Genomic DNA, 25073 nt, shown 5'->3' with positions numbered 1-25073 from the left:
TTAGGGAAGCTCAGGGTACAGGAACGCCATCGCTTCGTCGACCATGATGCCGAGCGAACGCGTGCCTCGCCCGTCTCCCCAAATCGGGGACCGAACTTCCGCGACCTTCCCTTCTTGGACCGCTTTCAGTTCCCTCCACAGCGGAAGCTGCGACAATTGCTCCGACAGCTGTTTCGTCCCGGGTTGGAACGAATAACTTTCGACGAAGATCGCGTCCGGGTTTTCCGCCAACAGCTTTTCCAACGAATATGGAATCGCGCCTTCCCCGAACGGATCTTCGGACGGATCGTTCACCTTCCAAGGGTAGACCGCGATTTCCCGTAACACCGTCCCCCCGAGACCGCTGTCGGTCACGATCGCGAAATTCACGTCGCTGCCGTACATAATGAGCGCCTTCCGGTCTTTCGGCGACTTGCGTTTCGCTTCTTCGAGCTTGGCGAGGAACGCGTCGGCAGACGTCTGCGCTTCTTTCGGCCGCCCGGTAATGGTACCGACCGCCTTGAGCAGCTCGACCGACTCGGAATAGCCGACAGGGTTGACAAGCAGGATCGGCGCGACCCCGGATAGCCCCTCCCTCATCGCGTCGTGCACGCCCTCCAATCCGATCACCAGATCCGGCTTCGCCGCGACGAGGTCCTCTACGTTCGGCTCGAAGAAGCTGCCGCCGATCGAAGCGAAGCTTCGTCCCTTCTCGCCGTAAAACTCCGGCTGCATGGCGATCGTCCGGACGCCGCCTTCCCCGATCGCGATCGGCTCCATGCCGAGCTCCGCCGTCAAGTCGATGCAGAGCGAGACGACACACGCGATTCGCTCGACCGGCTTCGCGAACGTTAGCGTCTCTCCTGTATCGTCGACGATGGATAAGCTCCCGCTCGGCGGCTCGCTTTGCACGGCGAGACCGTTCCCGCAGGCGGAAAGAACGACCGCCAGCACGGCGATCGTCATTCCTCCTCGAACCGTAAATTTCTTCATGGGTCTACCTCCGTATGTATGGATTCCAGCGTAATTCGATATGCGTCATTCGGCGACCGCCCATGCGGGCAGCGGGTCGGGCAACGCGCTCCAGTCGGGCAACGCCATCTCTTCGTCCGTCAGCAGGCAGCCGTCCAATTCGACCTCGATCGCTTCTCGATCCATGTCGATGCCGATAAGGACGAGCTCGGTTTGCCGGTCGCCATGAACGTCGTCCCAAGTTTCGAACAGTTCCGGTTGATCCGCGCGGAGCGCAATCCGTTCTTCGTCGGGCAAGGAGGCGATCCAATGTCCGGACGGACCGAACTGAATGGACGGCCCCGCTTGACTGATCATCCCGGCGATGCCGTTGCGGCTGGCGAGCCAGACGATTCCCTTGGCCCGGACGACGTCTTCCGGCCATTCTTCCAACCATCGCAGCAATCGCTCCGGATGGAACGGCCGGCGTCTACGATAGACGATGGAGCCGATTCCGTACTCCTCCGTCTCCGGCGTATGCGCCGGTCGCCGAAGCTCCCGGATCCAGCCTGCGGACCGACTCGCTTCTTCGAAGTCGAACAACCCCGTGTTCAGGATGGACGACGGCGGGATTCGGCCATTGACGGCCCGGATGACGCGGGCGGCGGGCTGCAGCGTACGGAGTACCCTCTCCAGCTGATTCAGTTCCTCGTCCCCGACCAAATCGCACTTGTTCAGAACGAGCACGTCGCAAAATTCGATCTGATCGATCAACAAGTCTACGACCGATCGCGTATCGTCTTCCCCCGCGGCTTGATTACGCTCCAACAAGCTGTCGCCCGAAGCGAAATCGTGCCAGAACCGGTACGCGTCCACGACCGTTACCATGCAATCGAGCTTGGCGAAGCGGGAAAGATCGATGCCGGATTGTTCGTCCGCGTAGGAGAACGTCTGCGCGACCGGAACCGGCTCGCCGATCCCGGTCGATTCGATCAAAATATAATCGAACCTTCCTTCCGTCGCGAGACGCTCGACCTCCCGGAGGAGATCGTCCCGAAGGGTGCAGCAGATGCAGCCGTTCGACATCTCGACCAGCTTCTCTTCGGTTCGCGACAACTGCGTCTCCCGGCCGACGAGAGCCGCGTCGATATTGACCTCGCTCATGTCGTTGACGATGACCGCTACCTTCAACCCCTCGCGGTTGTTCAATACATGGTTTAACAGCGTCGTCTTGCCCGAGCCCAAATAACCGCTTAGCACGGTGACGGGAATGCGTTGTTCCTTCGGATTCATGACGGATTCTCGTCCTCCTTATCTGTAATAATTACGATTAACCACGATGTCGATTGTAACGCTTGATATCCTTAATGTAAATAGTAATATTAACGATTTACACGAATGAGCGCATTTTTTCGCGAAAAAAACCAACGGCGCAACTGAATTGCACCGCTGGCTTTTCTCATTGTTCGATCTTACCGATGATTCCCGTCCGACTGGTTGCCCGACGACCTTACTCTTGCGTACCCGTCACGTTCCCGTCGATCTTCGCGGTTGCCTTCGCGTTATCGTTCGCGAACGACAGGCTTCCGTCGATCGTCGCCGTCTCGTGCAGATGGAAGCCGGCCGCTTCCACGACGACGTCGCCCTGAATCGTTCCGCCTTGCACGCGAAGGTTCTCGCTCTTCACCGTCAGCTTCGGAACCGTCAACGTGTACGACGCCGTAATATTGTGGTCCGCGTCTTGCGCGTACAACGCGATCTTCCGGTATATTTCGCCGTCCGCGGCGCCCTTATCCCGGAATTCGCCCGCCACTACTACTTCTTGATCGACCGCGACGTCGTTAAGAATGGCGATGATCCACGTCCCCTTCTCTCCGACCGCGTTCGTGAACGCAGCCGCATCGTTAACGATCGACGCCGATGTCGCCGCATCCGTCGGTTCCGTCGCCGGAACCGCGGTTTCCTCTTTGGTCCCGCAGCCGGATAAGACGGCGATAACGAGGCCGCCGACCAACAACCCTCTGAACCATTTCATGTTGATATCCCCCCGGAAACAAATTTTCTTCGTCGCTCAGGTTCATCATACCGGCAAAAGCGAGCGAAGTATGTGACGACTTTCACAATCTCTTATTCAAAAAAGGACTGCCCCAAAAGTGGGTAAAATCTACTAACGGGTAGCCATCCCCCTGCACGACGTTCAGTGGCGGCCGGAACCCGTACCCCCTCCCGCTAGGAGCATGATTGTAAAAAGAAGGAGCCGCCCCTAAGTCATTTTACGACTTTTGGGACAGCCCTTTTCGATCGACTATTATTTTTCGAAGCCGATGTAATCGTATTGAATTTCGGGATTCCATGCCAGATCGTTGCCTACGGCGCGGAAGCCGATCTCGATCGAAGTCACTTCGCTTCGACCGGCCCAGCCGCTGACGTCCACCGCGATGCGATTCCATCGATCCGCCTGCATCGCCTGCGCAGACTGCAGCGTCGTGCCGTCGGCGCCGGTCAAGACGACTCGCGTCTCATAGGTGGCGTTCGGAACGCCGCCGTACGAATCGATATGATAGAAGAACGTATGCGCTTCGCTCATGTCGATCGCCGTCTCCGGGGCAACCTTCGCCGTCTTCCATGCCGTCGCCGCGGCGACGGCGGATCTGGCGTTCAGCGCATAGCTGCCGAGGATCGGCTTCGTCGGGCCGTTCGGGAACGTCTCTACGGTCCGGAGCCCGGCCAGATTGTCGACCGCTTCCCAGCCTTGCAAGCCGGTTTCGAAGTTGTACAGCAGCTCGACGTTACTCGGCACTTGGTCTTCCCCGTTCGGCTTCACCGCGCCGATCGTCTTCGTTATCGCCGTCTCCCGATACGTGAACGTCATCGTCACGTTTCCGCCGGCGGGCGGCGGCGCGAAGTCGACGACCGACAGCAGGAACGTCTTCGACTCCCCGGGCAACACGTGATTCGCGTCCAAGGCCGAAAGCGAGAAGGTCGCGTGCTCGGACGTCACCGCGATTTCGCCCGACAGCTTCTTATCGTCGTAATTCGTAACGGTCACTTCGATGTTCGATCCGACCCCGAGCGGGTCCGCCAAGAGACGCGCGGAAATATCGAGATTCGCGACGGACTCCCTCGTCTCGCCCTTCCGCTCGAACGACACGTCGTCGATCAGGAACGAGCCGTTCCAGTTCGTCGTCGCCGGCGAAGACATCCATACCTTGATCCGATCCACCGCGCCGATGCCTTGGAAGTCGCGGAAGTCGGCCGCGATCGATTGCCATTCGCCCGGATTCGGCAAGGCTACGATCGCTTCCGCGCTCGTAGATCCGCTGTATACCTTCACCTTCGCATAGTGCGTCCGATCCGGCAGCGGTCCCGGCACTTTGAGCGCCAACTTGAGCACCGGCGTATTCGAGAGATCGACCGGCGACGCCAGCTTCAAGTCCGCGCCGCGCCACATCTTGGACAGCGCGCTGAACGTCACCCGCAACGCCGACGTCCCTTCGTACGCGTCTCCCGACACGCTGGATACGCCGTTGCTGTTGTCGGCGAACGTCCAGCCGTCGGTCCCGTTTTCGAACGTAGAAATCCGAACCGCCTTCGGGTCAAAACCTTGCGACGGGCCGTTCAATCCGGCCGGCGCGTACGCCGGCGCGACGCGGTCGTTCAGCTTCGCCGGATCGAAGCCCGGAATCGCGGCTTCCCACGAGTCGATGCCGATCACGTCGAGCGCGAAGCTCGTCGCCTCGAGCGACTTCGCCGTATCGATATCGCGGAACACGTGATACGCCAATTTCTTCTGATCGGGCGTCGCCGTCTCGCCCGGCAAATTCGTCCATAAGCCCAAATTCAGGCCGCCTTCGAAGGCGTGGTCGACGTGGCGGTGCAGAATGAACGAATCGATGCCGTCCAGGAATTCGACGATGTAGTAAGCGTACGCATAGGCGGCCGCTTGGATTTTCTGCGCCTGCTCGGAATTGTCGAGGCTGTGGAAGCCCTGTTCCGACAAGATGATGCGCCGCATCTCGCCTTCGTATAAATAATCCGGCTGCCGCAAGTAATCCACAAGGACGGACAAGTTCTTGAACGTAATGCGCTGCGTATTGAAATCGAACGTCGCCGTGGCGTCTTCCCAGAACTTCGGGTTGAACAAGTTTTCCGGATACGGATGGAACGCCATGTTCCACGGAATGTCGCCGTTCGTCTTCAGGTGCTCGGTCAGCAAGTCGACGATGTTCTTGTTGTCGTACTTCCAGAGCGAATCCGAAGGCAGATTTTCGTCCCAGAAGTGATCCAAGGAGACGTACGCGCGCGCCTTGTCGTAGTGGCTTCGAATGATCGTATCGGTCAGCCGCAGCGTACGCGCGTAGTCCTCCACGTATTCGTGAATGAGCTTCGGCCCCATGTTGTTCCAAACTTTGTTTTGGCCGATCTCGTTGCCGACGATATAGTTCACCGCGCGTCCGTACGCTTCGTCCGCGCGCGTATAACGCTCCGCCAAGAAGCTCGTGATCGCGCCGTAATACCCGACGCCCTCCGCCGTCTTCGTGTTCACGGCGTAGACGGTGCCGCCCGGCTCCGAATCCGGATGGATCAGAATATGGTTCGGCGTATTCGGATCGAGATTCCGGTACATGATCAGGATGAGCGAGACGATATTGTCGTTATCGGACAGGCTCTTGATTTGCAGATCGAGATTCTCGACGACGTTCTTCTTGAAGTAATACGTCTTGCCTTGGAATTCATACGGAATCGTATTGGCCGGTTGACTGTCGGTTAAGTACAGCATCTGATCGTAAGCGACGTTCAAGGCGGCGTGGCTGATGCCGAGCTCCTCGGCGTCGTCCGTATACTGCACCTGCAGCCCCTTCTTGCTCTTCGCCTCCGGGAACGGATACGTATTCGCGGCGAGCGACTGCGGGTTCGCGATGTATTGCGGCGCATCGACCCAGAGCGTCGCGTCGTCCGTCTCCAGCGCGACGGCGAACTTGGAGTATAAGCGGCTGCGGCTTCCGTCCTGCAGCGGGAACGCGAACGAGAAACTCGCCGCCGCCGGCTGTTCGCCGAGCTTGACGCGCTCCGTCGCCGGATCGAACGGATCGGAATAGGTAGGCAGCTCGTAGAGCGCTAATCGAGCTTGCGGATCGATCTCGACCGAAGCGGACGTGATCGTTCCCGCGACGACGACGCTGCCGTCGCCGCCGATGACCGGCTGCGCCAGCTCGCCGATCGTCTCCGGCGGCAGCGGCGGCAAAATCTTGAACTCCGCTTCGTCCAATCGAATGACGCCCCCTTCTCCTTCCTCCAGCACCGGTTGGATGCGGAACGCCTGAAGCGTGCCGCCCCAGTTCAGCTTATCGGACATATTGAAGTCGTACGCCTTCATCCCGGACGACGGATCCACCTCGAACGTCTTCGACTTCTCCTCGTCCCAGACCGGATCCTCCGCGGTCGTCCACGATACCTTCAACTGCGATGCGGGCGTTCCGTTCGCGAGCGTCAACGCGATCGCGTTGCGCTCCGCGATCGACAGCGCGAACGACCCCGACGTCAACGCATCGCCCGCCCCGGCGACCGTCCATTGCAGCGCCCCCGCGTCGACCGTCACGGCGCCTTCCGCCGCCGTGAACCCTTCGGGATCGCCCGCCTTCGAGAATCGCATATCGAGCACGTTCGTCGCCGAAATATGATCGATCTGGAACCGGCCGTCCCAATAATCGTATCCGGGCGCTCCCGGCGGCACCCCTTCGAGATCGAAGTTTTGCATGAACGAAATTTCCATCTTGGAGATCGCCCCGCGGCCCGACCAATTCGAGACGTCCACGAATACGGTTCTCCAGCTGTCCGGCCGAATATGAGCGATCGACTCGTTCACGCCGTCCGCGCCGTGCAGACGGATACGCAGCACATATTCTACCGGCTGCCAGCCCCAGCTGTTGGCGGCGAACGCCAAGTAACGGGAGTCGGACAGGTCGAGCGGCGTCGCGAAGTCGCGGTAAATCGTGCGCCACGCGTACACCTTCACTCGCTCCGGCTGCTGCTCGAGCGCGCCGGTCCCTTCGTATACGCTGCCGGGACCGTTCAAGATGCCCGTAACGAAGTTTACGCTCCTCGTATTTTCGCCGGCGGACCAGGTCGCCACGTCGGCGGCCGTATTGAAGTCGTTAATGATTTTCGCGGGATACACCGCCGTGCCGTTCGACACGTTCGGAGAGGGCGTAAGCCCTGGATCGTAGGGCGCCGCGACGGCGAAGGACGCTAAGAAGGCATGGCAAATCAACAGCCAGGCGATACACCCGGCCGTCCATTTTGCGGTTCGGTTCATAAATTACGAATCCTCCCTTGGGTTCATCTACATTTTCAAAGCGCCTTGGGTCATCCCTTGGATGTAATATTTCATGCCGAAGGCGAAAATGAGCACCAGCGGCACCGACGACAACGCATAAGCCGCGAACTGCACCCCCATATTCGTAATGCCGAATTGATTTTCGAACACGGTCAGCCCGACGCCGATCACCTGGATGCTGCTGTCTCGAATCGTAAGCAGCGGCCAGATGTAGTCGTTATAGACGCCGACCGACTGCATGATGAACAACGTGGCCAGGATCGGCACCGACAACGGCAGGACGATTCTCGTAAACACGGTGATTTCATGCGCCCCGTCGATTCTCGCCGCTTCGAACAGCTCGTTCGGCACACCGGACATAAAGCTTCGGCATAAGAACGTTCCGAAAATTTGCCCGCCCGCGGCGGCCGCGACGATAATGACCCACGGCGTGTTCGTCAAGCCGAGGCTGTTATACAGCACATAGGACGGGATTAACGTGAGCACGCCGGGAATCATCATCATGGCGAGCATCATCATGAACAACGTCTCCTTGCCGGGGAACGTCTTCTTGGCGAAGATGTACCCCGACACGGAGGAGAGCAAACAGACGAGCGTACTGCCTGCGACCGCATAAACGACCGTATTGACGACGTAACGCCAGATCGCCCCGAACGCTTCGCCGTAATTGCCCCATTGCGGCGGCGCGGGCAGCGCCCAGAAGTTGCCCAAGATTTGCGCGTTGCTCTTCAGCGAGCTGAACAGCATGAAGAAAATCGGAACGAGCGTTAAGAATACTAATAACGACAAGATCGAATAGGATGCGATCTGCGCCGCGGACCGATCGGAAGACCGGCTCCGCTGAACGGTCGTCGACAACTTGGCGGTTTTCACGGAATGCATGCGCGGTCTCCTCCTTTAATCGTTCGCGGTTTTGATCAGCTTCATATTAACGATCGTGATCGCCAGAATGACGGCGAACATGGCGACGCCGAGCGCGGACGCATACCCGAGATCGTTGAAGATCGTCGCGGCGTAATACATCTGGAGCGCCGGAACGTACGTCGAATCCATCGGTCCGCCGCCGGTGACGATCAAGATGCCGCCGAAATCTTGAATGATGCCGATGAGCGCCAGAATGATCAGCAGCTTGAATTGCCCGGACAAGAGCGGCAGGTGAATCGAACGAATAATGCGCCAGAGGCTGGCGCCGTCGATCTTCGCGGACTCGACGAGCTCCTCCGGAATCGCCAGCAATCCCGCGTAAAACACGAGCAGCTGCAGGATGCCGATGAACGGGAAGCCGATGAAGATGACGGCCCAGAGCGCCGTGTTCGGGTCGCCCAGCCAAGCGTGGCCCGGCAGTCCGATCGCTTCCAACACATTGTTGATGAGACCGACGTTCGGGTCGTACAGGTTTTGCCAGATGAGCAACCCGGCGACCGCCGGAATGACCATGGAAGCGACGAATGCGGTGCGGTACCAGTATTGAGCTTTCTTGCTCCGCAGATGGTAGATGAGCTCCGCCGCGATCAAGGGAGGCAGCAGCGACTTGACGATGCCCGTGACGATCAAGAGCGCCAGGTTGCCGATCCCCTTCGTCACGTACGGGTCGTTCGCCATGCGCTCGAAGTTGTCCAGACCGACGAATACCGTCCGTCCGCCCGGATTCCAATCGTACAAGGAGTGGAACAATCCGGAAAACGCCGGGTAATACAAAAAGGCGAACACAAGCGCGAAGCTCGGGGCGAGCGCGAGATAGATATACTTGGACCGCCACATCTCGATGAAGACGCCGAGCTTCCGCCGCCGCTTCAACCACAGCAGCCCGAAGGCGGCCATTGCGACGCCGGCCGCGGCGGCCGCGATCCACGAGAACAACCGGATCGTCGCGCCGCTCTTCGCCGAGGCGACGATCTCCCCGACGTCGTAGGCGAACAACGCGCCGTTGCCCGTCCCCGCGTACAGCATCGTCGCGTCCGAATTGAACTTCACCTGCCGGCCCGCGCCGTCGACGCGCGCCGTCCAGAGCGGTTTCCCGTCGGCCGCGAAGACATAGAAGTTGCCCAGGAAATCCGAAGCCGCGACGTACCCGCCGTCCGCCGACACGTCCACGTCCGTGACGACGTCCTTCACGGGATAGACCGTCGTCTGGTTCCCCTCCGCGTCGAAGGCGACGGCTTCGTTGCGGGACGTGCCGACGACGACGGCGCCGTCGTTCGAGACGCCGATCGCTTCGATCGTTCCGGAAACCCCGACCTTGCGCAATAACGTACCTTCCGCGTCCAACACATACGCGTATTGGTCCGGCGCGCCGACCGCCACGAACCGCCCGTCCGGCGACACCTGCACATGCGACGGCGTAATGCCGACGTCCGCCTCATGAACCGTCTCGCCCGAGGCGACGTCGAAGAACGTCACCGTCGACCGCCCCTGCGCGATATAGACGGCGACCGCGCCGTCCTTCGATGCGGCGACGCTCTTCACTTGCCGCTTCACGTCCAGCTCCCAAATCGGGTTGCCCTCTGCGTCGAGTTTGTAGAGACGCCGGTCGTCGGACGAGACGAGCAGGCTGCCGTCCGTCAAGAGCGCCACGCCGGTCACGACGTTGCGCGTCTCGAACGCGAACTGCTCTGCGCCGTCGGCTTGGAAGGAATACGCTTTCGCGCCATAGCTGCCGACCGCGATTCTCGTGCCGTCCTCGGATAACGACAAAGATGTAATATTTTCCGGTTCCGCCAGCGACCATCCTCCGTTCCCGTGCGCCGCTCCCGTAAATAAGAACGAAGCGCAGATCGCGAGGCAGCCCGCCAGCGCTGCGATTTTGCCGCGTACCGATCGTACCGACATCTCTACTCCTCCTCCGCGAGTTCTCTAGGAGACTAGCCGCGCGGCCCTACCGGCGCGCACGGTTCGTCTCCGTCTGTACTTCGGTTCTAGCTGCGCTCCGGCGGCCTGCGTTCCGGATGCTCCAGATCGCTCCGCTCGAGCTTCTTCTCCTTCAGCGCCGGCTCCAAATATTTGTCGACGATGCCTTGGTATTCGTTCAAGTATTGCTCGGTCGTCACTTGGCCGCCGAAATATCGCTGTACGAGACCGACCCAGTCCTGCACCGACGGCTGGTGATCCCATACGCCGCGCGCCAAGGAGTTAGACGCGCTCGGGAAGCCTTCCGTGTTGCCGATCGGCTCGAAGTTGGCGAACGCCGCCGCCATTTCGTCCGGCAGCACGATGTCCTTCAGCGCCGGGGAGCCCGAGAGCGCCGCGTCGTCGCTGTTTTGGATCGCGGTCAAGTACACCTTATACCCTTCCGGGCTCGTCAGGTACATCATGAAATCCATGTCCAGCTCCGTCTGCTTCGCGTCCTTCGCGACGAAGCTGTAGAAGCCGATCGGAATGTGGATCGTCCGCGCAGGCGCCATGACTTCGGGGCCTTCCATGGACGGCATGTTGAAGAATCCGTACTCGAACGGCTTCACGCCGCCTTGCGCGCCGGTCTTCTCCTCGCTCGCGAAGTCCTTCGGCAGCTGCCAGAACGAACCCGGCGTGCTCATCATCGTCGCCGCCTTGCCGGTCAGGAACAAGCTGTAGGCCTGCTCGGCGTTGACGCCGAAAAATCCGTCCGGCGTATACTGGAACAGCGTCTTTAAGTTTTCCATGAACGCCGACCACTTCGGATTGCCCGTTACCATGAACGGACCTTCCTTGTCCTGAATCGCCTTCCATACGCGAAGATCGTTCTTCGTGACCTTGCTGTTGGAATCGTTATACGGATCGTTCGGATCGAACGTCCAGCTGTCGTCCACTTCCGGCAGATACGTGTAATCGTCCGGCTGCGAGCGAACGATGTTGATCGAATCCCGCATGTACTGATCCGCATAGATGCGCACGAGCCAGCCGGCTTCGCCGCTCCACATCGAATTGGAGTTGCCGGCGAGCGCGAGCGGCGTATAGCCCGCCGCCTTGATTTTCTCGAACGCCTCGATCAGCTCGTTGAACGTCTTCGGCGCTTCGGATATGCCCACCGCGTTAAAAATTTCTTTGTTGTACAGCCACACGATCTGGACGGACTCGAAGTTCAACATGTAGAGGTGGTCGTCCGCGCCGATCCCGGAATAATTGATGCCCATCGCGTCTAAATCCAGACTCTCTTTCCACTTCTTGCCCGTATAGGGATTATCCTTCTCGAAGAACGGGTACATGTCGACGAATTTCTGGCTTTCGTGAAGGGAAGCAACCTCGTTGGAGACGACGAAGTCGACGTCCGGCGTGCCGGCCGCGAATTGCGCCGTCAGCCATTCCCGATAACCTTCCAACGGTTTATTGTCGACGATGACGTTCACCTTCGGATGCTTCGCCATATAGCCTTGCGCGACGGCGTTCCAGACGCCCGCGGACGCGTTCGGAAGCGAGATGCGAATCGTGCCTTCCAATTCGGACGCTTCCGCTTCCGGCGCCGGCGTCTCCGTCGCCGGCTTCGGTTCGGTTTCTTGCGCGGGCTGCTCCGCAGGCGGTTCTTCGGCTGCGTCGCCGCCGGAATTCGTGCAGGCCGCGAGAAGCGAACCCGACAACATCAGGGTCAGAAGCAATGAGATTGATTTCTTTAGCCGCATGTAACGACCTCTCCTTTTCAACGATAGGATCCATCCGAAAATGAATGCTCATCTAAGCGCTTACACAATACCGCCGAAAGTTTCGTTCACCTCCGTTTCCGATCGATAATTTAAAACGTATACTTATTACCATCATTATATACATAAAGTAATTGTTTATCAATAAGTATATTCTGAAAGTAAACAGAATACTTTGTTGAACGATGTCGAAAAAAATAACGCCTTGCGGCGTTAAGGGGTTCAAGCGTATGGATCAAGCTCCGTCGTGCTGTCGCGCACGATCAGCTTCGGGACGATCTCTTCCTTCAGCAGCCGCCCCTCTTCGTGTTGCTTCCATTCGAAAATCAACATCTCCGCGGCTCTGCGTCCGACGGAAATCGTATTCTGATTGATCGTCGTCAAACTCGGCTCCAAATAAGGGCTGATCAATGTATCGTCGTATCCGATCACACTGATGTCCTCCGGGATGCGAAGTCCGGCGTCCTTGATCGCCTGCATGGCGCCGACCGCCTTGAAATCGCTCGTGACGAACATCGCCGTCGGCGGCTTCGGCAGCGAGAGCAGCTTCTTCGCGCCCGCGTAGCCCATCTCCGCCGATTCCTCGTCCATCTCGATGACGGAGACGAGGTCCGGGTCGAAGTCGACGTTATACTGCGACAGCGCAAGCCGATAGCCCTGCAGACGCAGCGAGAACTCCTGATTCATCTCGAGCGCCGACTTCCCCGTCAGCACGATGCCGATGCGGCGATGGCCGAGAGACAGCAGATGCTGCGTCGCCAAGAAGCCGCCCGTCAAGTTGTCGACGATGACGTACGGAATTTGGAGCTGCGGATAATAGAAATGGACGGTAACGAGCTTGCGCACCTCTTCCTTCCAGCGGCGCAGCAAATCCGGATTCGTGTTCGCGTTCGGCAGCAGGACGAAGCCCGTCTTCTCGTCTTTCGCGGGCAGCGCGTTCTTATGACCGACGTCCAAGAGATGAAACCGGATGCCGTGTTCCTCGCACACCTCCTGGATGCCGGCGGCGAGATCCCCGTAGAATCGGTGGCTGAACGTCCCGAGCGGAATCGAGGAATGCGCGAGATAGATGCGCTCGAGCGCGATCGTCTTGTCCTTCGGCTTCCCGTCCGATTCCAGTCGAATGAACGTCCCCCTTCCGCGCACGCGATAAATATACCCTTCGTTCGCGAGCTCGGTCAGCGCCCGGCGCGTCGTAATTTCGCTGGTGTTGTATATTTTCGCGAATTCGACCTGCGTCGGCAGCGGTTCGTTCAGATCGAACGCCCCCGCCGCGATCTTTCGCTTCAAATCGTCGACGATCGTTTGGTACATCGGGGTTTTCTCAAGTTTCAATGATAGCACGCTCCGCTCCTTGTCATGACTTAAGTATACTTTATGTGTTCATCCCATTTCAAGGCGCCTCCGGAAAAAGAACCGGCCTCCCGTCGCAGACGAAAGGCCGATCATAGTTCTATTGGATCATGCGTATTCGATCTCGACGCCGACCGGAGCGTCGATCTCCGTCTCCACCGCGCCGTCCGCGCGCCGCCGGTGGGCGACGCGCACGGGACCGAACGGCGTCGGGAAGCTGCCCTCCGCCCATTCCAGGTCCCCCAACCGCGGCCGAATCGCAAGCTTGCGACATCCGGGCTCGACGATACGGACGCCGAGCACGTACTCCGACAGCCAAGCCGTCGGGCCGGACGCCCAGCCGTGGCATAAGCTGTGCCGGTATCCTTTATAACAATAATCGCCGTAGCTGCCGTGCACGTCGACCTTGCCGGGCACCGGCAGCTCGTCGATCCGCGACGCGTTTTCCATCCACGACAGGTCGAAATCTTCCCAGAACGTCGTCGCCCCGAGCTCGAGCATGCCGCCCCAATATCGTCGGATGACGTCGAGCGCGCCGACGAAGTCGCCGGCTTCGCCGCGCGCCTTCAGCACGTAATACCCGAGGAACGTCGAGATGCCTCGGGGGCCGTCCACCGCCAGAACCCGCTCGTTCGCTTCGACGGGATCGACCAGCCCGGAGAGCGCCATGAGAGCGGCCGCCTGCTTGCTGCCGCCGTGCTCCGGCACGCGCCGCCGCAGCGTTCGCTCCGCCCGCCGGCAATCGCGCTCCGCCTCCGCCGCTCCCAGCAGGCCGCACAGCTCCGCGCCGGCCTGCAGCGCCAAGACGAACAGCGCGTGGACGCCCGCCTCCACGCCCGCCCGATTGGGAGACGTCGGCCAGTCCAGGAACGCGCTCGGCGCATCGTGCGTGCCGTCGTCCCGAACGTGGCCGATCAGCGCCGCCAATAAGCCGAGCAGGTACGACTTCTGCTCGAGCAGATAATCCATATCGCCGGATTGACGGTACCAGTCGCGGTGGATCAAGATCCACCACATCGAATAACTGGGGAAGCCGTTCATCCACCCGGGCAGCGGGGTTTCGTCGCGGCTGAAATCAAGACTTAGCGGCACGACCTCGTGATTGCCGAACACCGCTTGGATCGTCGACGTCTCCGGATGCATATCCCCGACCCATACCAAGCGGTCCCGCTTCACGCCGTCCCATAAATATTCCTGCATATTCAAGTGCACGGTGTACGCCCCGACCTCCCAGATCCGCGTCAACAGCGGGTCGCTGCAGCGGAAGCTTCCCGGCCGCTCGAGCTCTCGAATCAACAGGAACGCCCGCACGCTCTTGATCCGAATGCTTTCTTCCGGGTCTAAGAGGTCGATGCGCACGAAGCGGAAGCCGGTATTTCCGATGTCCGTCGCGCCGAGGAAGCTGGAAACCTCGACGATCGTATCGCGGACCGCATGGTCGTTCGTAGCGGTGGAGGACGGGCCGCGCTCGCTCATCGCCTCCGCCGCCGATTCGCCGAACCGCACGCGCAGCTTCGTCGTCTTCGCGCCGGTGCCGGCCGTCCATAGCGCGATCTGCACGCCGCCCTGCAATTCCGTGCCGAAGTCGAGCAGCAGGCCGGCTTGCCCGCCTCGATTGCTCAGGATGCAGGCTTCGCCGCCTCCGAGCGTCGCCTGACCGTCGCGCTCCTCCAGCAGCGCTTCGGCCGATAGGACCTCGACCCCTTCGCCCTCCGTTTGCCACAAGACGCGGGTCGGCGTAACGTAATACCGCGTTCTGGGATCTTTCGTTTTCGCGATGCGTTCCAACATGACGGTTCCTCCCGTTTCGATTTACAAGACGAGCGCGCCGCCGTCGACGGCGAGCGCCGCGCCGGTCACCCACTCGCTGTCGTCGGAGGCGAGAAAGACGACCGCCTTCCCGATATCCTCCGGGCTTCCGATTCTGCCCGCGGGCACTCCGCGGCTCTTCGCCTTCGGCGCCGGCACGCCGTTCGCGAACTGGCGGCGGTTAATATCCGTCGGGACGCCGCCGCACAGAATGGCGTTCGTCCGAATGCCGTAAGGGCCGAGCGCGACCGCCATGGACGACGTCAACGAGTTCAGGCCGCCCTTGCTCGCCGCGTAATGCACTTGCTCCGGACCGCCGCGGAAGGCCGTCACGGTGCTGATGTGAATGATGGAGCCGCCGCCTTGACGCCGCATATGACGACCGGCCGCCTGAGAGCAGAAGAACGCGCCGGCGAGATTGACGTCGATCGTCCGCCGCCACGTCGCCTCGTCGATCGCGAAGAAGTCGGAAAACGGGCAGATCCCGGCGTTGTTCACCAGGATGTCGATCCTCCCGAACGCTTCCGCCGCATCGTCCATCATCCGGTCGACCTCGTTCTTCTTCGAGACGTCGGCCCGGAACGCCCGCGCCGGAACGCCCGCCCCGCGCAGCCGTTCGACGACGGCGTTCGCCTCCGACTCTTGATTCGTATAATTGACCGCGACGGCCGCCCCCGCCGCAGCCAGCTCTTCGCAGATGCCGGCGCCGATTCCGCGGCTTCCTCCGGTAACGACGGCGACCTTGCCCGCAAGCTTCATCCGGCCCGCCCCCTCGCTTCGCTTACGATTGAAGCAAAATCTTCCCCGACGGACAACGTCCGGAGACGAGCTCCCGGAACGCGTCCGCCCCGGCCGACAACGGCCGAAGCTCGGTCCACCCGCGCTCGCTTACTTTCGAATCGGCCAACAGCCGGAGCGCGTCTTGGAAATCCGAATCGGCGTAACAGAACGAGCCCTTCACGTCCACCTCGGAGCGGATGAACCGATTGATCGGCACCGACGTGTCGTCGATGCCGAGGCCGACATTCATGATGACGCCTCCCGTACGGACGAGCGACGCGGCGAGTGTCCGCGTCGGCTGAAAGCCGGCGGCGTCGATGACGACGTCGACGCCGCTCTCGCCCCGAAGCCGCTTCACCTCGCGTTCGACGTCTCCCCTCGCGTCGATCGGCACGCCGATGCCGAGCCGTTCCGCCGTCCGCAGCCGCGCCTCGTTCACGTCGATCACGTAGATCGCCGACGCGCCCATGATCCGCGCCGAGTACGCGGCCAGCAGCCCGATCGCGCCGGCGCCGACGACGGCGACGTCGGCCAGCGCATGGCCCGCCATCGCCCGGCGCGCCGCGCGGAACGAGCAAGCTAGCGGTTCGGTCAGCGCCGCCGTCTCGAACGGCAGGCCGTCCGGCAGCGCGACCGCGTTGTCCGACGGGACGACGACGTACTCCGCGTATGCGCCGGCCCGATGAATTCCGATCAGGCAACGGCGATCGCACAGCTGGCGAAGCCCCTGCGCGCAGAGGCGGCACCTGCCGCACGACGACAGCGGATTGACGACGACGCGCTGTCCCGGCGCGAAGCCGCCCCCGCTTCCGACCTGCTCGACCGTACCCGAGAACTCATGCCCCATGAGCAGCGGCGGCTTCCGCAAACTGTTGTGGCCCAAATATCCTTCCAGATCGGAGCCGCAGACGCCGACCGTATGCACTTTAATCAAGAGCTCGCCGTCCGCGGGCGCCGGCATCGGAACGTCCGTCCATTCGATTCGCTCCGGCGCCGTCCACAGTAACGCTTTCATTGTAAGGAATTCGCCTCCTCCCGCCAAGAACGGACCCTCACGCGATAATCCCGTCCGGATACCGTTCTAAGATTCGCTTGTCATGGCCGGGGAGCAGCACGTCCCCTTCGCGCTTCAATCGTCGCAGCGCCGCGACCGACTCGTACAAGCTGACGCCGAGGCCGATCGGATGCTCCGTCTCGAGGTTGTCGTACAAATACGCTACGTCGCCGGTCAGGACGACGTTGCCCTTCGCGGTTCGAATCTTCACCGCTTGCGAGCAGCGCGTATGCCCTCCGGTCCAGAGGACGGCGATGCCCGGCGCGATCTCCTCCTCGTCCGCCGCCAGCCTGAGTTGCGCTTTCATCCGCGTCGCCATATGCGCGAGCACGTCCTTCGGGAAGACGTCGAATACGGGATGAACCGGAGTCAAGGCCGCCTCCCACCCCTTCCGGTTGACGACGATGTCGGCGTTCTCGAACAGCTGTACGTTCGCGATATGATCGTAATGGAGATGCGTAAGGATCACGATGTCGATGTCGCCGGGCCGCAGCCCGTGGCGTTGCAGCTGCGACAGCGTATCCTCGCCGTCGCCGACGGGGAAGCCCGCTTCGCTTCGGCGCGCGCTTTCCGTCAGCCGCCCCGGGTAGTCGCCGCCCATGCCGGTATCGACGAGTACGTTCCGTCCGCCGCCTTGCACAAGCCAGAAGTAGCAGTTGACGTCCACCGTGCGGCCGAAGCCCTTCATGTAGAGGAAGACCGGCTCGGGCGCCTTATGGGTGGCCGTCCGCAAGCATCTCACGCGGTACTCGGGCGTCTTCGTCGCGTCGTCGTCCATCGTCCTCACCTCCCCCTTACCCTTCAAGTTCGATCAGATGATCGTCCGCGTCCGGACGGAATTCGATGCCGGCGCCGACGCCTTGCGGCAGCTCGAACCACCCGTCCTTCGGCGCCGGAACGCCCGCCAGCACAGGGTCTTGGTTCGGCAGGTCGGCCCCGTTGATATAAGCGAATTCCGCCATCGGCATGTTCGGATCCGCGAAAATGAGATGGAGCGCCCAAGGCTGCAGGCCGCCCGCATGCGGAATGACGGGAATATGCTTCGCGGACGCCATCGCGCTGATTTTCCGAGCTTCCGTAATGCCGCCGCACCAACAGACGTCCGGCTGCAAAATATCCGCGGCCCGGGCGTCCAGCAGCTGTTGGAACCCGTATCGGGTGTATTCGTGTTCGCCCGTGGCGATCGCGGACGAGTTCACCTTGCGATTGATGATCCCATAGCCTTCGTAGTCGTCGGGCGGCAGCGACTCTTCGATCCACTTCACGCGGTACGGCGCGACGAGCTCCGCCATGCGCACCGTGTAGTCGACGTTCCACGCCATATAACAATCCAACATGACTTCCTTCTCCGGACCGAGCGCCTCTCTCGCGCGCGCGACCAACTCGACGTTCTTGCGCATCCCCTCATAGCCGGAGGAGGGACCGTACGGCATCGCCAGCTTCTGCCCGAGGAAGCCGCGATCCTTCGTCTTCTCGAATTCGTTCCCGGTGCAATAGGCCGGCACCTTCTCCTTGACCGGGCCGCCGAGCGTCCGGTACAGCGGTTCCCGCCGCGCCTTCGCGATCAAGTCCCAGAGCGCCAGATCGACCGCCGAGATCGCCATGATCGGGGCGCCCTTCCGTCCGTACGGCAGCGTAACTTTAAACATGACGTCCCACAACCGTTCGACTTGAAAAGGGCTCTGCCCGACCAAAAACCGGCTTAGATGCTGCTTGATGATCGGGGACGTCGCCATGCCCGACGCCGTCTCGCCGATCCCGACGAGCCCTTCGTCGGTCTCGAGCGCGACGATCGTGCGGCCGCCCATGCCGGTCCAAGACGATCGCCGGTCGAAATATTCCGGGTACATGGACATCGGATTGGCGATGACCGTCTCGGACAGCCACGAGCCCTTCTTCGCGACGGCGGAACCGCCTGCGCCCGCAACGGCTTCCGGAGCGTTCGCCGCGGGCTTCCTGCCAGTGACGTACACCTTCACGGCGGTGATTTTCATGTCCAGCACCTCACTCCTGCGGTTTTCTTCCGTTCCAGAACGGCGAGCAAATTGATCGCGATCGGATCGGGCGGAATGACCATTCCGCCGTAATTGCCCGTGACGGCGTTATGGGTATCGGCGTAACAGTCGTCGAGCGCCCCTTGGCGATAGAGTTCCAACGTCCAAGGGAGATTGTGCGGCTGCCAAGCGTTGTCCCGATGATCGACCATCCAGCGCAGCGCGGCGATCGTAATGCCCTCCTGATACCGATGCCAATCGATCTCCGGATCGAGCGCCCCCCAGTCGAAGCCCATCTCCGATGCGGCCGCGAACGTGACGAGCGCTTCCCACTGCACGTGATCCCGCACCCAATTGGCGAAGTACCAATCGCTCGAGCAGAAGCATGGTTTCGTATTGTACATCATCGGCAGTCGGTCCGGATGCCACAGATGCGTGAACGGCAGCAGGGCGCGCAGCCAATAGACCGCCTTCTCCCGATACCGCGGTTCGCCGAACGCCCGGTAGGCGTACGTATAGGCCAGAGCCGCGTGTCCCGCGGCGAGCAAATTCGGACTTCGCAGCGGCGTCTCCCAGAAATCCCCGCCCTCGGGGCGCTTCATCGGTACGCAGAACTCCAACGTCAACGTCGCGGCGTCCCGGTACTTCGCCTCGCCCGTCGCTTCCCAGAGCGCGATCAGCTCCGCCGCGGGGACGATGCAAATATCGAGCGCAGTGTCGCCGGCATGACCCATCGGCTCCAGATACTCCCTCGCGACGACGAAGTCGTCCTTCATGTAATGCCTCCCGTCGGGGTCGAACGGGAACGCACCGTCTTCCCGTTGATACGAGAGAAGCTCCTCGCCGTACGCCGCAAGCCGTTCCGGAGACATGTCCCGAATCCGAGAGACGGCGCCGAACCGCAGCTGCGGCTTGACGTATCCCGGCTGGGCTCGGCACCAAGCGAGCTTCTCCCGCAGGCCCGCCGCGGCGGCGCCGTCCGGAAACAGCCGAAGGTACCTTTCGGCGAAGCCGGGCTCATGCGGCCCTTCCGCTCCGGGATGCTGCGCGAAGCCGAAGCCCTTGCCCTCGTGCCAATACCGGGTGTCGTACGCCGTCGCGATTCGCTCCAGCGCTCGTTCGAGCGGCCATCTCGGCGTCGGCGGCGCCGGCAGCCCGTAACGCTTCACCCAATCGACGACGGCATCGAGGCTGTCCCCCGCGCCGATGCGAATCGCCGCGTCGAAGCGTATCTCTTGATCCTTATGAAGCTCGAGCGGAGGATCGGCGTACACGCGATTCTCCGCGCCCTCCCCTTGCGCGTCGGGAACCATGACCCCCATTAATTGATTGTTCATCCGGTCGATGAAGTTCGGCGCGGCGAACACGGGCTGGGGGCGGTGGGCGCGATCGTTGAACCACCGCGTCGCGTCCTGCCGCGGATCCCACGAGAGCGACGCGAAGACGCCGCCTCGGCTGATCGCCATTAACGGAATGGCGACCTTGTTCGGGTGAGGCGCGAACCGCTGCGCCCACGGATCCTTGAACCAGTCCGTGCCGCTGGACCACTCGTCGCCCTGAAGCCATTCCACGCCGGGAAAGATCGCATCCGTCTTCGCCGTTCCGAAGTCGCCTTCCCCGACCTTCACCCAAGGCCCCCGAACGTATCGAGCGAATAGATTGCTTCGCGAACGAAGGCGGAACGAGAGAAGGAGCGCCGCCTCGTCCGCCGGAACGGTAAGCGTCACCTCTCCTTCCATGACAGGCTCCGCGAACGGATAATGAATCCATTGCTCGAAGGACGTGCCCTTCAGCTTCTGCTGCACGACGAGCGACGAGACCGCGAACGTCAACCGTTCCCCGAAGTCGCCGCTCGATCGAAGGACGTCCGTCGCCTCGAGCCGCATCGGCATCTCTTGGTCCCGGAGCATCACCTCGCCGAGATGATCGAGCACGCCGATATAGGCGCCGTCTCCGGCATGGATTTCCGCCCAGCCCCAACCGGTCAGACGCTTATGAACGTCCACGCGGATCCGCCCGTTATCCAATCGGATCGTCTCATTGGCATAGCTTGCATGCTTATACTTCGGCATGTGCGCATCTCCCTTAGTGGATTCCGCCCCAAGCGGTAAGCGCTGTCATTCCTTGTCGGATCCGGCTTCCCGATATACAAAATTCAATCGACCTTCCGGCGCGACGTCGCCGTGCCGGTAGAAGTCCATAAAATCCCCTTCGTTCTGCATATGGTCGACCCACTTAAATTCGAACCGCAGCGGCGTCCCCGGACGGTTCAAGCCGAGCGCCGACCTCGGCACGGCGAGCTGAAGCTCGTTCCCCCGTACGACGTATCGGACGTCGCAGACCGCTTCCCACCGCCATCCGCCGACGCTGCGCTCCAGCGTCGACCGCGAGGCGTCCCTCACCGTCCGGTTCACGATGTAATCGTACCCGTGCCAGCCTTCGTCCGGCGATCCGCCCGTGTCGATCAACAGCATCATCCAGTGCCGGTCGGTATGCGGCGTGACGGCCTCTCGCGTACGTGCGTAAAAGTATACGTACGCCTCGTCGTGCGTCGCCTTCATCGTAACGAAGTCGTTCCGTCCGGTATCGTCCGAATAGAGGAGGCTTCCGTATCCGCGATGTCGCCTCGGTACGGTGTCGCCCGCGAAGTCGCGATACTCCGGAAGAACGTCGTCCCATCCTCGGAAATCCCGCTCCATCGGAATCGTTCGCCCGGGACCGGCCGCCGGCGGCGGCGGCGTTCTCTTGAACCGCCGAATGTACTCGACCATCTGAAGGTAATAATTGTCGTGATATCCCCCCTTCATCGGTTCGATGTCCCGGCTGAAGTTCAATGTCGCTTGATCGACGAACAAGATCGGACGCTCCGGCGGTCCCTTGAGCCGCATCGCGATCCATTCGTTCCAGCCCGTGACGAACACGATGCTCGGGTCTTCGGCGAGGGCGAACTCCCATTGCTCCGCGATGTTGCGGCCCGCGTATTCCGCGCCGGGCGTATCGTCGTTGGCGCCGTTATGGAAGCTCCTTCCCCAATTGACGCCATGATTATAAAAGGGAGTGTCGCTCATCGCGACGGTCGGATGCTGCGCCACCGATACGCTGATGATTTCTTTCTCGCCTTCGTCGTTGAAATATACCCGCTGAGGCCGGCAAAACTCGATCCAAGGAAACCCGTTCGTCTTGCGCTCGTCGAACGGCCATTGATTCAGCCGGAACGTGAAGAACGTCCGAATCTCATCGCCGCATTCCCCGGGATCGCCGATGATGAGCGGCTTCCCTTTCCAGTGAAACCAAAGCTCCGCGTACCGCCCAGGTTTATAGATGTCCTCGTACAGCTGCGCGATCGTCTCGCCCGAGCGCGTATTCGTGTAGAAGACGATCCGGGGCACGTCGAAGCCTTGACGCCGGACGTCGTCCAGAATGCCGAACAAGACGTCGTAGACGTTCTTATACGTAACCGCGTTAGTCGTATCGAACGCGAGGAAATCGACGCCGGCGGCCGTCAGCAGCTGCACATGCTTCCGAAGCACCCACGCATCGTCGTTCAAATAATATCCGTAGAGCGGTTCTCCCCAAAAATGGAACGCGTTCTGCGGTCCCCACATGGGATGATTCGGGTCGTGCACCGCTTCGGGTGCTGCCGCCAGGATGTTCGCGTTGTCGAACGGCCCTTCCGTTCCGTGCTGCCCGAGCCATAGGAAATAGAAGATCCCGACGTACCGTTCCCTCATGCGATCGACTCCTCCCCCGTCTTCCGGTTCGCGCCCGTTTCGCCGCCGGCCAGCTTGCCGCGGACGACGACGACGCCGTTCTTCGTCTCTTCGGCCGCGCGCGTCAGCGTCGGCGACCGGAGACGCAGCCGTTCCGGGTACTCCAGCGTCGCCTCCGCCGTCCCGTCGACCGTCAGCCGCCACTCCGCTCGAATCGGCCCGAAGGCGGTCGGTACCGTCCCCTTCGCCCAGGCGAGATCGCCGAGCGCCGGCCGAAATTCGAATGCGCCCGACGAGATCTCGCGCACGTCGACGCCGAGCGTACGCTCCGACAGTACGTACGTCGGAGAAGCGCCCCAGCCGTGGCAATGGCTGACCGGAATATGGTCGACCAAATACGTCGGCGTGTTGCCCTGGTACGGGCTCGGCACGGTACAACGCGGGGACGACGGATCGAACGTCTCCCACCACGTCGTGGCGCCTCTGGCCACCATCTCGCCCCAATAAGATCGAATAATGTCAAGCGCCGCATCTACGTATCCGCGTTCATACAACACCTCGAGCACGATGTGATAAAAGAAAGCCCCCTTAAGCTCGGGACACGCGCCGCGCAGAAACCCTTCCGTCAGGAAAAACTCCGCTTCCTCGTCCGTCATGATGCCGGACCATACCGCGATGAAGTTCGTCTGGAACGTGACGCTGTCCGATAAACCGTCATCCGTCAAACAATCCGCGAACATGCGCTTCTCCGGAATCCACAGCAGCGAGCGGATCGAATCGCGCACCCGATCGGCCCGCTCGGTCAGCTCCGCCGCGAACGCCGCGTCTCCGAACGCCGCCGCGAGCACCGCAGCCTTCCGCAGCACCTTGTGATGCAGGCAGGATACGGCCGTGACCCGGTCCCGCTTATCGATGTAGTCGGCCCAGTCGACGAAACACCACCAGTTGTCCCGATCCGCCCGGGCGAACAATCCGTTCTCGTCTTCTTGCTCCCGGAACCAAGCGATCAATCGCCGGATCGGCTCCCATACTTCCTTCACGAACGCGTCGTCTCCGGAGTACTTCCAATAATCGTAGACGCCTAGAAACCAATATGCGTTAAAGTCGGGCAGCAGAAACTCGTTCCGCTCCGGTCCGGTGCCGGGGATGGAGCCGTCATCGTTTTGAATCCTGGCTCCCTGCAGCAAGCATTTCCGAACCAACGCCGTATCGCCGAACGTCTGGTAGATGACCTTGGCCATCACGACCGCGTCCACGACCCACAGCGCTTGTTCGCGATACGGGCAATCCTCCAGATGATCTTGGCTGTTGACCTCGGTCGTGTACCGGCCGATGTCCCAGATCCGGTTCAGCAGCGGATCGCTGCATTCGAACTCGCCTTCCCGCTTGAACGGGTATCGAACGAAACTCGCTTGGAACGAATCTATCGCGATCGGAGCGGGCGTCGCCTGCGCCGACAGCTTCAAATAACGAAACGCCCTTCTGCCGTATGGAGACAGACGATTCTCCCCGCGCTTCAGAACGAACGTATCCAGCAGCGTCAGCTCTAAGGATTCGCCGTAAAACAGCTGCAGCACGCCGCCCTCCGGCGCATGAACGAGCAGCTCAGGGTATCCGACCTTCACCGCGGAGAAATCGAACACGACGCCGGGCAGCGATCCCGGAACGCTCGCGTCGAGAATCATCCGGCCGACGGCCGCGTCGCCGAGTTCGCCCCCGTTCGCGATCATCCGCTCCGTTCCGAGCAGCGAACCGTAGTTCTCCTCGATCCGGACGATCGAGCGAGGCTGAACGACCTCCCTGCGCAGGAACGGAATTTCCCGCGGCAATAATCTCGGCCAAGGGGAATCCGATTGCAGCGCGTCCGCGACGACCTTGGCGCGTTCCCATGAGGAGTCGTCGTACCCCGCCAGCTCCCAGCCGTCTTCCTTTTCCGCTAAATAGATTTCTTTATACCCGCCCCAATTGTGCATTCTGGAGACGTTATTCACCCATCTCGGCGAACGCCGGCATCTCCACGATTCGTCCGTTCCGACCGTCATGTCGCTCTCGTCGGTCCGAACGTCCAACTGCGCGATCATGCCGCCGGGACCTTGGCGCTGCATCGTCACGATGTCCGTCGTCCCGAAGTTATAGGCGACGATCGCGAGGCAGTTGTCCCCGATCGTTAAGCGATCCGCCACGTCGTACTCGTCGTAATACTTCCAAGCGACGTCGGACGGGGACGGCCCGTTCCCGATCTCGACGCCGTTCACGTATACCTTATACTCTTGATTCGCGGATATCCGCAATGAGGCCGTACGGACCTGCGCATCGACGGGAAAGACGGTCCGCGCTTCTGCATAAACGTTGGGCGTTCGCTCCGGCGCATCGATCCAGATCCACTTCGCTTGCCAAGTTTGGTTCATTCCGGTGGCTCCCCCATTGATGAAGTAATTGCTCCACTTACGTATACCCTATACTTAAAATATATACTTAATGATCTCTTTTATCAAT

Annotated in this window: 16 protein-coding genes; all 16 read right to left on the bottom strand. The window is 61.1% G+C overall.

What is annotated here, in order from left to right; translation table 11 throughout:
* The 16 genes from FE782_RS10330 to FE782_RS10255 all read right to left on the bottom strand — a co-directional run bounded on the left by FE782_RS10330 (position 1) and on the right by FE782_RS10255 (position 24985).
* On the bottom strand, positions 1-972 hold the full coding sequence (locus FE782_RS10330) for an ABC transporter substrate-binding protein (RefSeq protein ID WP_138194016.1): 972 nt from the start codon (positions 970-972) through the stop codon (positions 1-3).
* A 45-nt stretch (positions 973-1017) separates the two neighbouring features.
* A complete protein-coding gene (locus FE782_RS10325; RefSeq protein WP_138194015.1) occupies positions 1018-2223 on the bottom strand; it encodes a GTP-binding protein in 1206 nt (401 codons plus the stop codon).
* Between the two features lie 217 nt (positions 2224-2440).
* Positions 2441-2965 (bottom strand): polymer-forming cytoskeletal protein, encoded by a 525-nt coding sequence (locus FE782_RS10320; protein ID WP_138194014.1) that lies wholly within the window; start codon positions 2963-2965, stop codon positions 2441-2443.
* A 273-nt stretch (positions 2966-3238) separates the two neighbouring features.
* A complete protein-coding gene (locus tag FE782_RS10315) occupies positions 3239-7246 on the bottom strand; it encodes a DUF5722 domain-containing protein (protein ID WP_138194013.1) in 4008 nt (1335 codons plus the stop codon).
* Positions 7247-7273: 27 nt separating this feature from the next.
* Complete coding sequence (locus tag FE782_RS10310) at positions 7274-8149, bottom strand: carbohydrate ABC transporter permease (protein ID WP_138194012.1); 876 nt, start codon at positions 8147-8149, stop codon at positions 7274-7276.
* 15 nt (positions 8150-8164) lie between these two features.
* Complete coding sequence (locus tag FE782_RS10305; RefSeq protein ID WP_138194011.1) at positions 8165-10096, bottom strand: ABC transporter permease subunit; 1932 nt, start codon at positions 10094-10096, stop codon at positions 8165-8167.
* 86 nt (positions 10097-10182) lie between these two features.
* Positions 10183-11859 (bottom strand): ABC transporter substrate-binding protein, encoded by a 1677-nt coding sequence (locus FE782_RS10300; RefSeq protein WP_138194010.1) that lies wholly within the window; start codon positions 11857-11859, stop codon positions 10183-10185.
* Between the two features lie 240 nt (positions 11860-12099).
* Positions 12100-13221 (bottom strand): GntR family transcriptional regulator, encoded by a 1122-nt coding sequence (locus FE782_RS10295; protein WP_238392414.1) that lies wholly within the window; start codon positions 13219-13221, stop codon positions 12100-12102.
* Between the two features lie 117 nt (positions 13222-13338).
* The gene (locus FE782_RS10290) at positions 13339-15021 is read right to left on the bottom strand and encodes an alpha-L-rhamnosidase-related protein (RefSeq protein WP_138194009.1); all 1683 of its coding nucleotides are present in this window, start codon (positions 15019-15021) and stop codon (positions 13339-13341) included.
* Positions 15022-15042: 21 nt separating this feature from the next.
* Positions 15043-15798, bottom strand: a complete 756-nt coding sequence (locus tag FE782_RS10285) for an SDR family NAD(P)-dependent oxidoreductase (RefSeq protein WP_138194008.1) — start codon at positions 15796-15798, stop codon at positions 15043-15045.
* Between the two features lie 22 nt (positions 15799-15820).
* Positions 15821-16834, bottom strand: a complete 1014-nt coding sequence (locus FE782_RS10280; protein ID WP_138194007.1) for a zinc-dependent alcohol dehydrogenase — start codon at positions 16832-16834, stop codon at positions 15821-15823.
* Between the two features lie 37 nt (positions 16835-16871).
* Positions 16872-17651, bottom strand: coding sequence for an N-acyl homoserine lactonase family protein (locus FE782_RS10275; protein ID WP_138194006.1), 780 nt, complete (start codon positions 17649-17651; stop codon positions 16872-16874).
* A 16-nt stretch (positions 17652-17667) separates the two neighbouring features.
* Positions 17668-18867: an enolase C-terminal domain-like protein gene (locus tag FE782_RS10270; RefSeq protein ID WP_138194005.1), complete on the bottom strand. Its 1200-nt coding sequence runs from the start codon at positions 18865-18867 to the stop codon at positions 17668-17670.
* Positions 18864-20939: a glycoside hydrolase family 88 protein gene (locus FE782_RS10265; protein WP_138194004.1), complete on the bottom strand. Its 2076-nt coding sequence runs from the start codon at positions 20937-20939 to the stop codon at positions 18864-18866. The genes FE782_RS10270 and FE782_RS10265 overlap by 4 nt, the downstream gene beginning before the upstream one ends.
* A 45-nt stretch (positions 20940-20984) precedes the next feature.
* Positions 20985-22598, bottom strand: coding sequence for a hypothetical protein (locus FE782_RS10260; protein ID WP_138194003.1), 1614 nt, complete (start codon positions 22596-22598; stop codon positions 20985-20987).
* Positions 22595-24985 (bottom strand): alpha-L-rhamnosidase-related protein, encoded by a 2391-nt coding sequence (locus tag FE782_RS10255; protein ID WP_138194002.1) that lies wholly within the window; start codon positions 24983-24985, stop codon positions 22595-22597. The genes FE782_RS10260 and FE782_RS10255 overlap by 4 nt, the downstream gene beginning before the upstream one ends.
* Positions 24986-25073: the final 88 nt, after the last annotated feature.

Origin of the sequence: Paenibacillus antri (assembly GCF_005765165.1) — a bacterium.
Classification (GTDB): Bacteria; Bacillota; Bacilli; order Paenibacillales; family YIM-B00363; genus Paenibacillus_AE; species Paenibacillus_AE antri.
Note: the sequence above shows the minus strand (reverse complement) of the source record. Positions and strands in the feature narration are given on the sequence as shown.